The sequence below is a fragment of the Halorhodospira sp. 9622 genome (genome assembly GCF_022228025.1).
GTDB classification, from domain to species: Bacteria; Pseudomonadota; Gammaproteobacteria; order Nitrococcales; family Halorhodospiraceae; genus Halorhodospira; species Halorhodospira halophila_A.
The window spans coordinates 16,524-29,357 of sequence record NZ_JAJNRE010000004.1 but is presented as its reverse complement, the minus strand read 5'-3'; the positions used below and the strand labels follow the sequence as shown (position 1 = coordinate 29,357).

At 68.6% G+C, this 12,834-nt stretch carries 14 protein-coding genes; 7 read left to right on the top strand and 7 right to left on the bottom strand.

Features of this window, described 5'->3' with window-relative positions; all coding sequences use genetic code 11:
- Window positions 1-4 precede the first annotated feature (4 nt).
- Window positions 5-730, bottom strand: a complete 726-nt coding sequence (sfsA, locus tag LRG07_RS03275) for a DNA/RNA nuclease SfsA (protein WP_201167138.1) — start codon at window positions 728-730, stop codon at window positions 5-7.
- Between the two features lie 124 nt (window positions 731-854).
- Between sfsA and LRG07_RS03270 the strand changes: the two genes are divergently transcribed.
- The 5 genes from LRG07_RS03270 to LRG07_RS03250 all read left to right on the top strand — a co-directional run bounded on the left by LRG07_RS03270 (window position 855) and on the right by LRG07_RS03250 (window position 7,532).
- Window positions 855-1,967, top strand: coding sequence for an agmatine/peptidylarginine deiminase (locus LRG07_RS03270; RefSeq protein WP_238641800.1), 1,113 nt, complete (start codon window positions 855-857; stop codon window positions 1,965-1,967).
- Window positions 1,964-2,842, top strand: a complete 879-nt coding sequence (locus LRG07_RS03265) for a carbon-nitrogen hydrolase (protein WP_201242497.1) — start codon at window positions 1,964-1,966, stop codon at window positions 2,840-2,842. The genes LRG07_RS03270 and LRG07_RS03265 overlap by 4 nt, the downstream gene beginning before the upstream one ends.
- Window positions 2,843-2,906: 64 nt before the next feature.
- A complete protein-coding gene (locus LRG07_RS03260) occupies window positions 2,907-3,293 on the top strand; it encodes a DUF4870 domain-containing protein (protein WP_238641799.1) in 387 nt (128 codons plus the stop codon).
- 4 nt (window positions 3,294-3,297) lie between these two features.
- Window positions 3,298-6,741, top strand: a complete 3,444-nt coding sequence (gene mfd / locus LRG07_RS03255) for a transcription-repair coupling factor (protein WP_201242496.1) — start codon at window positions 3,298-3,300, stop codon at window positions 6,739-6,741.
- A gap of 89 nt (window positions 6,742-6,830) precedes the next feature.
- Window positions 6,831-7,532, top strand: coding sequence for a peptidoglycan binding protein CsiV (locus LRG07_RS03250; RefSeq protein ID WP_201167127.1), 702 nt, complete (start codon window positions 6,831-6,833; stop codon window positions 7,530-7,532).
- Window positions 7,533-7,603: 71 nt separating this feature from the next.
- Here LRG07_RS03250 and LRG07_RS03245 read toward each other — a convergent pair whose 3' ends face one another.
- The 5 genes from LRG07_RS03245 to LRG07_RS03225 are packed head-to-tail and all read right to left on the bottom strand — an operon-like array spanning window position 7,604 to window position 11,052.
- Window positions 7,604-8,335, bottom strand: coding sequence for an S-methyl-5'-thioinosine phosphorylase (locus tag LRG07_RS03245; RefSeq protein ID WP_201167117.1), 732 nt, complete (start codon window positions 8,333-8,335; stop codon window positions 7,604-7,606).
- On the bottom strand, window positions 8,335-8,928 hold the full coding sequence (locus LRG07_RS03240; protein ID WP_201242495.1) for a hypoxanthine-guanine phosphoribosyltransferase: 594 nt from the start codon (window positions 8,926-8,928) through the stop codon (window positions 8,335-8,337). Before LRG07_RS03240 ends, LRG07_RS03245 begins: the two co-directional genes overlap by 1 nt.
- Before the next feature lie 50 nt (window positions 8,929-8,978).
- Window positions 8,979-10,019, bottom strand: coding sequence for a beta-N-acetylhexosaminidase (gene nagZ / locus LRG07_RS03235; RefSeq protein WP_201242494.1), 1,041 nt, complete (start codon window positions 10,017-10,019; stop codon window positions 8,979-8,981).
- Window positions 10,020-10,045: 26 nt separating this feature from the next.
- Window positions 10,046-10,591, bottom strand: a complete 546-nt coding sequence (locus LRG07_RS03230; protein ID WP_238641798.1) for a L,D-transpeptidase — start codon at window positions 10,589-10,591, stop codon at window positions 10,046-10,048.
- Window positions 10,576-11,052, bottom strand: a complete 477-nt coding sequence (locus LRG07_RS03225; protein ID WP_238641797.1) for a CYTH domain-containing protein — start codon at window positions 11,050-11,052, stop codon at window positions 10,576-10,578. The genes LRG07_RS03230 and LRG07_RS03225 overlap by 16 nt, the downstream gene beginning before the upstream one ends.
- Window positions 11,053-11,191: 139 nt before the next feature.
- Here LRG07_RS03225 and gpmA point away from each other — a divergent pair, with 139 nt between their 5' ends.
- Both gpmA and moaC read left to right on the top strand, forming a co-directional pair.
- Window positions 11,192-11,884 carry a 2,3-diphosphoglycerate-dependent phosphoglycerate mutase gene (gene gpmA, locus LRG07_RS03220; RefSeq protein WP_201242492.1) on the top strand — a complete coding sequence of 231 codons (693 nt, stop codon included), beginning with the start codon at window positions 11,192-11,194 and terminating at the stop codon, window positions 11,882-11,884.
- A 28-nt stretch (window positions 11,885-11,912) separates the two neighbouring features.
- Complete coding sequence (moaC, locus tag LRG07_RS03215; protein WP_238632618.1) at window positions 11,913-12,428, top strand: cyclic pyranopterin monophosphate synthase MoaC; 516 nt, start codon at window positions 11,913-11,915, stop codon at window positions 12,426-12,428.
- Here the strand turns inward: moaC and LRG07_RS03210 are convergent.
- Entirely contained in the window at window positions 12,425-12,754 is a 330-nt protein-coding gene (locus tag LRG07_RS03210; protein ID WP_201167095.1) for a 4a-hydroxytetrahydrobiopterin dehydratase, read from the bottom strand. The genes moaC and LRG07_RS03210 overlap by 4 nt on opposite strands.
- Window positions 12,755-12,834 lie beyond the last annotated feature (80 nt).

Below are 12,834 nucleotides of genomic sequence, written 5' to 3'. Positions count from 1 at the left end.
CGGACTACGGCTCCTCTTGATGATGGACCGGCAGGGGACAGTCGGGGCGGATCCCGGTGGCGCTCGGATGCAGCCGGATCGCCCGCAGGTCGACGCCCGCCGCTGCGGCCTCGCGCAGCGCCTCGGCATAGCGCGGGTCGATCGACTCGGCCGGACGCACCTCCAGCGCATCGCTGCGCTGCACGCAGAAGATCAAGGCGGCACGGCCACCACCGCGGACCCAGTCGGCAAGGACCTCCAGATGCCGCCGCCCGCGCTCGGTGACCGCATCCGGGAACAGCGCCCGGCCGTGCTCCACCGCCGCTGTCACGTTCTTGACCTCAACAAAGCACGGCGGTTCCCCGCCCGGATGGTCCTCCAGAAGCCAGTCGGCACGCATGGGGGCGTCCGGCACCCGGACCTCGCGGCGACGCGTGGCGTAAGCCGACAACCCGGGCAGCAATCCGGCATCCAGCGCCTCGCCGACCAGCGCGTTGGCGCGCCCAGTGTGGACCCCCACTACGATCGACCCCGGCAGCTCGACCAGTTCCCAGGTGTGCGCATACTTCCGACCGGGGCGCGCGGAGTGGCTGAGCCACACCCGCGAGCCAGGCTCGGTGCAACCGAGCATCGAGCCGGTATTCGGGCAGTGCACGGTCCACTGTCGGCCGCCAGCGTCCTCCACATCGGCAAGAAAACGCCTGTAACGGCGGACCAGTCGCGCCTCCGTCAACCCCTGCTCGAATTCCACGACACGGCTCCTCCGGGCTTGATCCGCGCTCAGTCTACGCGTCCGCGGCACATCGCTCATACCCTTTACATGACTCGGTGATCGGGTATAGTCCGTGTCGCCTTTTCGGGATCCGACCAACGCCATGTCCGCGCCCGTTCACCCCGATTGCCAACATCCGCGCCTCCCCGCCGAATGGGAGCGCCAGGCAGCGCTGATGCTCACTTGGCCCCACTCCGGCGGCGACTGGGGCGAACACCTCGCCGCCGCCGAGGCTAATCTCGAGCGCCTGGCTGCGGCTGCGGCGCAGTACCAGCCCGTACTTGTCGTCTGTCCCGACAGCCGAACCAGTGGCCGCGTGCGCAACCGCCTGCGCTCCGCGGGGGTTCCGGCGCAGCGCCTGATCTTTAGCGAAGCGCCTTCCGACGATGTCTGGGCACGGGACCACGGCCCGATCACCGTCCTGCGCGCGGGCGGCCGGGCGCAGCTGCTCGATTTCCGCTTCAACGGGTGGGGCGGGCGCTATGCCGCCGCCGAGGACGACCGCCTGACGCGGAGACTCACCGAGGAGGGCGTCGTCGGGGGGGAGTCCTACCGGCGCATCGAGTGGATCCTCGAAGGCGGCAGCATCGACAGCGACGGCGCCGGCACCCTGCTGACCACCTCGCGTTGCCTGCTCAACCCCAATAGAAACAAGGATTCCGGGCGCGAGGAAGTGGAGGCCCAGCTCCGCGCCCGCCTCGGCGTCCGCCGTGTACTCTGGCTGGAGTCGGGCTGGCTCTGCGGCGACGACACCGACGGCCATGTCGACATGCTGGCCCGCTTTGTCGACCGCCACACCATCGCCCACGCGGTCTGCGAGGACCGCGACGACCCGCATCATGCACCGCTGGAGGCGCTGCGCGCCGAGCTGAGCGCCGCACGCACCCTCCACGGCGAGCCCTACCGGCTGATCGGGCTGCCCCTCCCGGCCCCGATCCATGACGAAAATGGCAACCGCCTCCCCGCGACCTACGCCAATTTCGTCTTCATCAATGGCGCCGTGCTGGTGCCGGTCTACGACGACCCTGCGGATGCAGTGGCCTGCGCGCGGCTCGCCCAGGCCTGCCCGGATCGCGATATCGTCCGGGTGCCGGCGCGGGACCTCATTCGCCAGGGCGGCAGCATTCACTGCGCCACGATGCAGCTGCCGGAGGGCGTCATCGTCGATGGTCTGGCCGCGCCAACTGCGGGCGCAGGGAGGGTTCACGAGGCATGAGCCGCCAAACCACGCTCGGTCTGGTCCAGCATCCGTGCAGTGCGGACCGGCAAGAGAACCTGGAACGCTCGGAGGCGGGGATTGCCCGCGCCGCCGAGGCGGGGGCCGATGTGGTCCTGCTTCAGGAGCTACATTGCGGGCACTACCCGTGTTACGAGGAGCACCCGGCCCATTTCGACGCAGCTGAGCCCATCCCGGGCCCGGGGACCGAGCGGCTGGGCCGGGCGGCTGCTGAACACGGCGTGGTGGTCATCGGCTCGCTCTTCGAACGCCGGGCGGCCGGGCTCTACCACAACACCGCGGTGGTGCTCGAGCGCGACGGCACGCTGGCCGGCACCTATCGTAAGATGCACATTCCGGATGACCCGGGCTATTACGAGAAGTTCTACTTCACCCCCGGCGATGGCGGCTTCACCCCCGTGGACACCTCCGCCGGGCGGCTGGGCGTGCTGGTGTGCTGGGATCAGTGGTTCCCGGAGGCAGCCCGGCTCATGGCCCTCGCCGGGGCCGAAATCCTGCTCTACCCCACCGCCATCGGCTTCGCCCCGGAGGAGCCCGCCGATGAGCAGGCGCGGCAACTCGAGGCCTGGGAGACCATCCAGCGCGGTCACGCCATCGCCAACGGCCTACCGGTGGCAGCGTGCAACCGGGTGGGCACCGAGCCGGCCGCCCGTTTCTGGGGCCGCAGCTTCGTCTGCGGCCCACAGGGCGAGATCCTTGCCCGCGGCGGCGAGGAAGAGACCGTCCTCGTTGTCCGCCTCGACCTCCACCGCACCGAGGAGGTCCGGCGCATGTGGCCGTTCCTGCGCGACCGGCGCATTGAAGCCTACCAAGGCCTCGCCCGGCGCTACCTCGACACCCCGGGAGACGCGTAGGACGGCGCCGCGCCGGGCTGGTAATATGCTCAGCCTCTGGTATCCGCTAGTGTGAGGCGAACCGATGCAAGAGACGGAAAACGGCCAGCAGCCGCCCGCCGACACGCCCCCCGGCGTCGCCCCGTGGGCGGTCTACATCCTTCACCTGGGTAGCCTGTTCATCGGCCTGACGGCGGTCATCGGGGTGATCGTCGCCTATATGCAGCGCCGTGACGCAGCGCCTTGGGTCCAGAGCCACTACCAATTCCAGATCAACACCTTCTGGATCGGTCTGCTGATCTTCGCAGTGGCCATCATCACCATGCCCCTTTACGGCCTCGGTTTCCTGCTCGGCGTGTTCCTGACTATCTGGCTGCTCGTACGCTGTATCTACGGCATGCGTCAGCTCAATGCGCGGGAGCCGATCCCCGACCCCGAGACCTGGCTGTTCGGCTGGAGCCGGAGCGGTTAGCGGCGTGTTGCTCGGCGATCTGCCCCTACCCCGACGCCCCGCCGAGCGGCGGGACTGGTCCGGGCTGCTCGGCGCGGCCCAGCCGCTAGCCATCGCGGAAGCCGCCCGGCAGCATGACGGACCAGTCATCGCAGTTACCGGAACGCCGCAGCAGGCCGCCGCCCTGCAAGAGGCGCTCGGTTTTTTCCTGGGAGACGACGCGTCCGTGCTCGGCTTTCCGGACTGGGAAACCCTGCCCTACGACGTCTTCTCCCCGCATCAGGACATCATCTCGGAGCGTCTGCTCGGGCTCTACCGCCTGCCGGGGATGGACCGCGGCGTTCTGGTGGTTCCGGTGGCAACCCTCATGCATCGCCTGCCGCCGCGCGGCTGGCTCGAGGGTCGATCGCTGATGCTGCGTCCCGGCGACCAGCTGGAGATCGAATCCATGCGCCGACGTCTGGAGGCCGCCGGCTACCGATGCGTCCCCGAGGTCGGCGAACACGGTGAATTCGCGGTCCGGGGCGCCCTACTCGATCTCTTCCCGATGGGAGGCGAAACGCCCTATCGCATCGACCTGTTCGACGACGAGGTCGAGAGCCTGCGCCGCTTCGATCCCGAGACCCAGCGCACCACCGAGAAGGTCGACGCCATCGAGCTACTGCCGGGCCGGGAGTTCCCCACCGACGAGGACGGGGTCACCCGCTTCAGACAGGCATTCCGGGCCGAGTTCGAGGGCGATCCGGGGCGCAGCTTCCTCTATCGCGCCGTCAGCGAGGGCCGCATCCCCGGGGGGATCGAGTACTACCTGCCGCTCTTCTTCGAGGAGACGGCCACGCTGTTCGACTACCTGCCGGAAGGGACCCTGTCTGTGCGTCTGGAGGGGGTCGACGAAGCGGCGGACAGCTTCTGGCGGCAGGTTCAGGACCGTTACGAGCAGCGCACTGGCGATATGGACCGTCCCCCACTGCCGCCCCGTCGAGTCTTCCTCGACGGGGACGAGCTACGCGCCGGCCTCAACCGCTGCCCCCAGGTGGCGCTGCACACCGAACCCGGGCGCGGCGCCGAGGCCGAAGTCAGCGCCCTGCCCGAGCTGGCCGCCCGGCCCCAGGCGGAAAGACCACTGGAACGGCTCGAGCACTTCCACGCCGGACACAACGGACGGGTCCTGTTCACTGCCGAGAGCGCCGGACGCCGCCAGGGGCTGCAGGAACGGCTGACCCGAGCCGGCATCGAGGCTGAGCCGGTGCGTGGCTGGCGCGAATTCCTCGACGGCGACGCGACGGCGGCGATCACCGTCGCCCCGCTGGAGAGCGGCGCGCGCATTGACGGGATGGCTATCATTCCGGAGAGCGCGCTCTACGGCGAGCGCGCCCGGCAAAGCCGGCGCCGGCGCTCCAGTGCCTCCACCGACCCGGCGGCGGTGATCCGCGACCTCTCCGACCTGCACGAGGGCGCCCCGGTAGTCCACGAGGACCACGGGGTCGGCCGCTATGTCGGCCTGCAGAGCCTCACCGTCGGGGACGTTACCACCGAATTCCTCACCCTCGAGTACGCGGGCGGCGACAAGCTCTACGTCCCGGTTTCCGCGCTGGATCGGATCTCGCGCTACACCGGGGCCGACGCCGATGAGGCCCCGCAGCACCGCCTGGGCAGCGATCAGTGGGATAAGGCGCGGCGCCGGGCGGCCAAGCGCGCCCGCGACGTGGCCGCCGAGTTGCTCGACCTCTACGCGCGGCGTCAGGCCCGGGCCGGCGATGCCTGTCTGTTCGACGACGAGGCCTATGAGGCCTTCGCCGCCGCCTTCCCCTTCGAAGAGACACCGGACCAACAAGCGGCCATCCAGGCGGTCCTTCAGGATCTGCGCTCGGATCAGCCCATGGACCGGGTGGTCTGCGGCGATGTCGGCTTCGGCAAGACCGAGGTGGCCATGCGGGCCGCCTTCGCCGGTGTGCAGGCCGGGCGCCAGGTGGCCATGCTGGTGCCGACGACCCTGCTGGCGCAGCAGCACTACCAGAACTTCGCCGACCGCTTCGCCGACTGGCCCGTGCGCATCGAGTCGCTGTCGCGCTTCACGGGCAAGAAGGGCAACGAGCAGGCCCTGGATCGGATCGCCAACGGACAAGCCGACATCGTCATCGGCACCCACAAGCTGCTCGGCAGCGAGATCCAGTTCAAGAACCTGGGGCTGGTGATCATCGACGAGGAGCAGCGCTTCGGCGTCCGGCAGAAGGAACGGCTCAAGCGCCTCCGCGCCGAGGTCGATGTCCTGACCCTGACCGCCACGCCCATCCCGCGCACCCTAAACATGTCCCTGGCGGGTATCCGGGACCTGTCGATCATCGCCACGCCGCCGGAGCGACGCCTGGCGGTGAAGACCTTTGTCCACGAATGGAACGACGGCCTCATCCGCGAGGCCTGCCAGCGGGAACTCCAGCGGGGCGGGCAGGCCTATTTCCTCTACAACGACGTCAAGACGATCGATCGCACCGCCAACCATCTGCGTGAGCTGATGCCGGAAGCGCGGATCGGTGTTGCCCACGGCCAGATGCGCGAGCGGGAACTCGAGCAGGTGATGCTCGACTTCTACCACCAACGCTTCGATATCCTGGTGTGTACCACGATCATCGAATCGGGGATCGATATCCCCACCGCCAATACGATCATTATCCATCGGGCCGATCGTTTTGGGCTCGCCCAGTTGCACCAGCTTCGCGGCCGCGTCGGGCGCTCCCACCACCGGGCCTACGCCTATCTGCTCGCGCCGCCGCCGAGCGCGATGACCGCCGACGCGCTCAAGCGTCTGGAGGCTATCTCTCAGCTCGAGGACCTCGGCGTCGGTTTCGCGCTTGCCTCCCACGACCTGGAGATCCGCGGCGCCGGTGAGCTGCTCGGCGATGAGCAGAGCGGACAGATCCAGGAGGTCGGGTTCACGCTGTACAGTCAGCTCCTCGAGCGGGCGGTCAAGGATCTCAAGGCCGGACGCGATCCGGCACCGGAGGCCGAGCTGGAGAGCGGTGTGGAGGTGGACCTGCGCCTTTCCGCCCTGCTCCCGGCCGACTACCTGCCGGATGTCCACACCCGCCTGGTGCAGTACAAGCGGATCAGCAGCGCCCGCAGCGACGCCGACCTCGAAGAGCTCCAGGTGGAGATGATCGACCGCTTCGGCCTGCTGCCCGATGCAGCACGCAACCTCTTCCGGACGGCCGCCCTCAAGCTTCGGGCCGAGGCGCTGGGCATTCGCAAGATCGAGGCCGGCCCCTCCGGCGGGACCATCCAGTTCGGCCCACAGCCCCAAATCGATCCGGCTCGCCTGGTTCAGATGGTTCAGCAGGAGCCCGACAAGTACCGCCTGGACGGGCAGCAGCGTCTCCACGTCCGTGCCGATCTCAGCGATGAGCAGACCCGCTTCGAAGTGATCGAGCGACTTCTGGAGAGGCTTCACGCCAGCGAGGAGGTGGCAGGATGAGAGGGGTGACTCCCGGCACGCGGAGACCGCGGCGCGGGCTTGCGGGCGTGGTACTGAGCGCGACGCTTCTGCTCACCGGGGGCGCGGGCGTGTCCGTGTCGGCACAGGCGGCCGAGGCGGATGAATGGTACGAGGTGGAGGTCATCGTCTTCCGGCAGTGGGAACAGGGCGGGCGCCACGCCGAGCGCTGGCCAACCCGCGCCGACCTCCCCCATTACCCGCTCTGGCAGATTCCGGCCGGATGTGGAAGCGACCAGGCGAGCCGGCGGGAACTCGGCATCGAGGACGACCCGGCCTCGGCCGAAATCGAGACCGACGATCTGGACGCCCAAGAGACCCGCCTACACTGCCTGCCCGCCGAGCGGCGGCGGTTAACCGCCCACTGGGGAGCCCTGACCCGATCCGACGCCTACCAGCCGCTGTACCACCTCGCCTGGCTGCAGCCGGGCGTCGGGCGGGACCGGGCCGTAGCGGTCCCTGTGCCCTACCACTGGACGCCGCCCACCGAGGCCGAGGCCCGGAACCAGGAACTCCGCGACCCACAGTATCAGCCCCCGGCCTTTGGGCTGATCCGCATCTATCGGGAGCGCTTCCTCCACGCCGCAGTCGATCTGCGTCTGCACTGGCGAGCGGTCGGGCGGGAGATCGATGAGGCCGAGCAGATTCGGGCCCCGCTCCACCGTATGCAAGAAAACCGCCGCATGCGCAGCGGCGAGCTCCATTACCTGGACCATCCAGCTCTGGGCGTGCTCATCATCATCCACCCAGCCGACCAACCGCCCGACGGCTGACCGAAGGCGCCCCGTTCGGGGGCCGACCGGCGACGCGTTGCGCGTCGCCGGCTTCCGTCTGGGCCGGTCGTCTAGCTCAGCGCCGCGATGATCCTGCGCACCGCCTCCATGCCGTGGAGGAGGTGATCGCGGATCTCGTCCATGGACAGCTCCGCCCCGTCGCCCATGCCGGCGGCCCAATTGGCCACCACGGCGCAGTGGGCGTAGCGCAACTCGGCCTCGCGCGCCAACGCCGCCTCCGGCATGCCGGTCATCCCCACCAGATCGCAGCCGTCCCGGCGCATGCGGCGGATCTCCGCAGCCGTCTCCAGGCGCGGCCCCTGGGTGGCGCCGTAGGTGCCGCCATCGATCGCATCGACGCCGGCCTCGCGCGCGGCGCCGAGCAGCCACTCCCGCACAGTGCCGTCGTAGGGATAGGTGAAATCGATGTGGGTAACGTGATCCAGATCCTGGTGGTAAAAGGTGGCGATACGCGAGTGCGTGTAGTCGATGATCTGATCCGGGATCGCGACCCGGCGCGGCGCGTACTCCTCCCCTAGGCCACCGACCGCCGCGACGGCGATCACCCGGTCGACGCCGACGTGACGCAGGGCCCAGATGTTGGCGCGATAGTTGACCTGGTGCGGCGGGATATTGTGGCTGTGGCCGTGGCGCGCCAAGAAGGTGACATCGTGGCCACGGAATGTGCCGTGGATCAATGGCGCCGATGGCTCGCCGAACGGAGTCCGGACCACCTCGCGACGGGTGATTTCCAGCCCCTCGAGGGAGGTCAGCCCGGTCCCGCCGATAATGCCAACACTCATCAACGCTCCTCCGTATCCGGTTCCTGTTGCGACCTTGCGGCCTGCTCGGTGCGGGCATCGATGGCGTAGATGCCATCGGCGTTGCGCCCCAGCCCCCGGCAGTCCATCCCGGCGCCGAAGACGTAGCGGTCCTCCACTTCGAGCCCGACGTAGTCGGCGCACAGCCCCTCGAACTTGCGATCGTGGCGCTTATCGACCAACACGGCGGTTCGCACCGAGCGCGCCCCGCCGTTGCGGAAGGCCTCGATGATCCCGGCCAGCGTATGGCCCTCATCCAGGATGTCATCGACGATCAGCAGGTCTCGCCCCTCCATCGGCGTCGTGGGTAGCGCATGCCACACCAGATCCTGGCCGCTGAGTTCGTTGCGGTACCGGGTGGCGTGGACATAGTCGACCTCGAGCGGGAACTCCAGGCGCGGCAGCAGCCGCCCTGCCGGGATCATCCCGCCGATCATGACGCCCAGGATCAGCGGGTTGCGCCCGCCGAGATCCTCGGTGATCTCCGCGGCCATGCGGTCCAGGGCCCGCTCGATGGCCCGCCGGTCATGGATCAGTTCGGCCCCGCGCAGATCCGGGGCATCGTCCCAAGGCATCGCAGCCCTCCTGGTACCGTTGTCTTTTACCGTTGTCGATTTCGATGGACTCACCCCGGCGCCTCGAAGCCCGGGATCCCCTCAGTCAGCTCGCGGACCGCTGCCTGATAGGCAGCATCCTCCTGGAGTTCGGACCATGCCGGGGCCGGCCGACCATGCATACGCACCATACGCAGTCCGGATGCAGGTTCCAGCCAGCGGTCTGCCGCGACCTCGCCGAGCAGCGCCTCGGCCTGCGGCGGATCGCAGACCAGCGCTGCATCGCAGCCGGCCCCGAGGCACGCATCCACCCGTTCCAGCATGGTGCCGGCCGTCTCCGCCCCGCGCATACCGAGGTCGTCACTGAAAACGGCCCCGAGGAAGCCCACGCGACGACGCAGGATGTCACCGATCCAGCGCCGGGAGAACCCGGCGGGCCGGTCATCCACCTCGGGGTAGACCACGTGCGCCGCCATGATCCCCGGCAGCCCGGCGGCGGCCAGGCGCTGAAAGGGTACCAGATCCCGGCGCGCGATCTCTGCCAATGGCCGCCCATCGCACGGCAGCGCAACGTGACTGTCAGCCTCAACCGAGCCGTGCCCCGGGAAGTGCTTGCCTACCGCCGCCATACCCGCCTGGCGCATACCGCGCATCCAGGCATGCCCCAACCGCGCCACCGTGGCCGGATCCCCGTGCAGGGCGCGCGCGCCAATGACGCGGCTGATCCCGCCATCGAGATCCAGCACCGGGGCGAAGCTCAGATCCACTCCGCAGGCGCGGAGCTCCGCAGCCATGACCCACGCGGTCCTCTGTGCGGTCAGCCGAGCCTGATGCGGGTCGAGATCGTTCAGGCGACCCAGCCAAGAAGCGGGGGGAAGCGGCGTGAACCCCTCGCGGAATCGCTGCACGCGCCCACCCTCCTGATCCACCGCGATCAACAGCGGCGGCTCGCGCACGGCGTGGATGTCCCGCGTGAGATCATGCAGTTGCTGCACATTCTGAAAGTTGCGGGCAAAGAGGACGACGCCACCGACGGCCGGGTGGCGCAGGAGTTCCCGCGACTGCGCGGGGAGTTCCACCCCCTCGATACCGATCATCAACGGGCCCAGCATGGCGTGCCCCTCCCTGTCGCCCCGAATCAGCCGCCCCGGGTCGGCATCGGCCGGCTCGGCCAGCGCGAACCGATCCAGACCGGGGTGCCCGCATCCACCGCGTCGAACAGCTCGATCACGTCCGCGTTGCGCATGCGGATGCATCCGTGGGAGCACGGCACACCGACAGGCTCGCTGTCCGGGCACCCGTGGATGTAGATGAACCGCTTCATGGTATCCACCGCACCGAGGCGATTCACCCCGCGCTCCAGGCCGGATAGCCACAGGATACGACTCAGGATCCAGTCACGCTGCGGGTGCTCTCGGTGCAGGGCCGGTGTCCACACCTCGCCGGTCGGGCGCCGGGCCACGAACACCGCCCGGCAGGGCTGATCGGCGCCGATGCGGGCCCGCACGGAGTGCCAGCCGCGCGGGGTCCCGCCACCGCCATGGCGCTCCCCGGGACCGCGGGCAGCCGTGGCCACCGGGAACACGCGCAGCGCGGCCTCCCCCTCGTGGAGGGTCAACCGCTGCGCCGGCAGATCAACACCCAGCCAGCGTTGCGGCAGGGCACGGCTCACCGCGCGGCCCATTGCGAGTAGGGGTTGTGGATGAGGCAGACGTTGTAGTAGCGCGGGTCATCGGAGACCTCCTCGCCGACCCAAGGGGGGCACTCGAAGTCCTCATCGGCATCGCCGAGCTCGATTTCGGCAACCACCAGTCCCGCGTTGTCGCCCTCGAAGACATCAACCTCCCAAGTATGCCCCGCCCACGGCACCTCGTAGCGCACCTTCTCGATCTGCGGCCGCTCGCAGAGCTCCGCGAGCATCTCCTCGGCATCCCGCAGCGGGATCGGATACTCGTACTCACGGCGTTCCACTCCCAGGGTGGCGCTCTTGATGTTCAGCCACGCCTGCTCTCCGGCGACGCGCACACGGATCGAGGCGCGCTGCGCCCCCACCAAATACCCCTGGCGCATGCGCTGTCCGGTATCGGCATGCTCACGCCAATCATCGCCGCTGAGCAGAAACTTGCGCTCGATTTCTTGCGCCACTTCATCCTCCACTTGAACCACGTGAATGGCGTTACCATACAACCCGTAGCGTGCGCCGTCACAACGGCGCCCCCCCTCGCCGAGGACGGCCCGAGGCATTACACTATCGGCCCTTTCCGTCACGGAGGGTGTGAACCTGATGCCGAAACTCGTTCTACTGCGTCACGGCCAGAGCATCTGGAATCTCGAGAACCGGTTCACGGGCTGGTACGACGTCGACCTGAGCGATCAGGGGATCGACGAAGCCCGGGAGGCAGGCGTCGCCCTACGCGAGGCGGGGATCACCCCGCAGGTCGCCTACACCTCGGTGCTTAAACGGGCCATTCGCACCCTTTGGTTGAGCCTCGCCGAACTCGACCGCATGTGGATCCCCGAGATCAAGGACTGGCGGCTGAATGAGCGCCACTACGGTGCACTCACCGGCCTGAACAAAGCGGAAACGGCCGAGCAGTACGGCGACGAGCAGGTCCACATCTGGCGGCGCAGCTACGACACCCCGCCCCCGGCCCTGGAGCCGGACGACGAACGCCACCCGCGCCACGATCCGCGCTACGCCGATTTGGATCCGCAGCAGCTGCCGGGTACGGAGTCGCTCAAGCTGACCCTGGAGCGCGTGCTCCCCTGCTGGGAGCGCGAGATCGCACCGGCGCTGCGCCAGTACGACTGCGTGCTCATCGCCGCCCACGGCAACAGCCTGCGTGCGCTGGTCAAGCACCTCGACGGGCTGGCTGATGACGCGATCATGAAGGTCGAGATTCCCACCGGACGGCCGCTGGTCTACGAGCTAGACGACAACCTGGGCGTGCAGCGCAGCTACTACGTCCAGGATTGACCGGAGCCCCCGCCGAGGAGGCACGCCCATGGGCGACGGGTCTGGCCACAAGGATCAAGCCGCCTCACCGCTGCCCCACCTGACAGGTAGCGGCGAGGCGCACATCGTCGATATCGGCGATAAGGCGGCCACGCGACGGGTGGCCGTCGCCGAGGGCTGGATCGCCCTGTCGGAATCGGCCTTCTCGGCCCTGGAGGCCGGCAACCTGAAAAAGGGCGACGCCTTGGCCACGGCCCGCATCGCCGGGCTGATGGCCGCCAAGCGCACGGCAGAACTCGTCCCCCTGTGCCACCCCGTGGCGTTGAGTCACGCCGAGGTTACGTTGACCCTGCAGGCGGAAAGCCACCGGGTCCATTGCCGCACCCGGGTTGAAACCACCAGCGCCACCGGGGTGGAGATGGAGGCGCTCACCGCGGTGCAGACAGCCCTGCTGACCGTCTACGACATGTGCAAGGGGCTCGACCGCGGCATGGAAATTGGCGGCGTCCGTCTCGTGCACAAGCGAGGCGGACGCTCCGGGCACTGGGGCGACGATCCGGACTAGGCGCCCAGGGCATCGACCTTGGCGGCGAGGATGAAGTCGTTCTCGTGCAACCCCTCGATCTTGTGCGTCTGGATCTGCACCTCGGCGTAGCCGTAGCCGAGGAGGATGTCCGGGTGGTGATCCTCCGCCTCGGCCACTTCCGTGACCCGATTGACGAAGGCCAGAGCATCAATGAAGTTGCGGAACTTGAAACGCCGGTAGATCATCCGGGCATCGGCATCCAGGGACCACTCGGGGACCTGCGCCAGCATGCCCTCCGCCTGCTCCCGGTCCATGGGCGCCACGCCGCCCTGGCACGGCACGCACGTCTTCTCGGTCAGACTCATCTCGACTACCTCCACGGTTGACCACGGTCCTTCCCGTCCAGTGTAGGTCCCCTCCCCGGAACCGGGACACCTTAAACGGC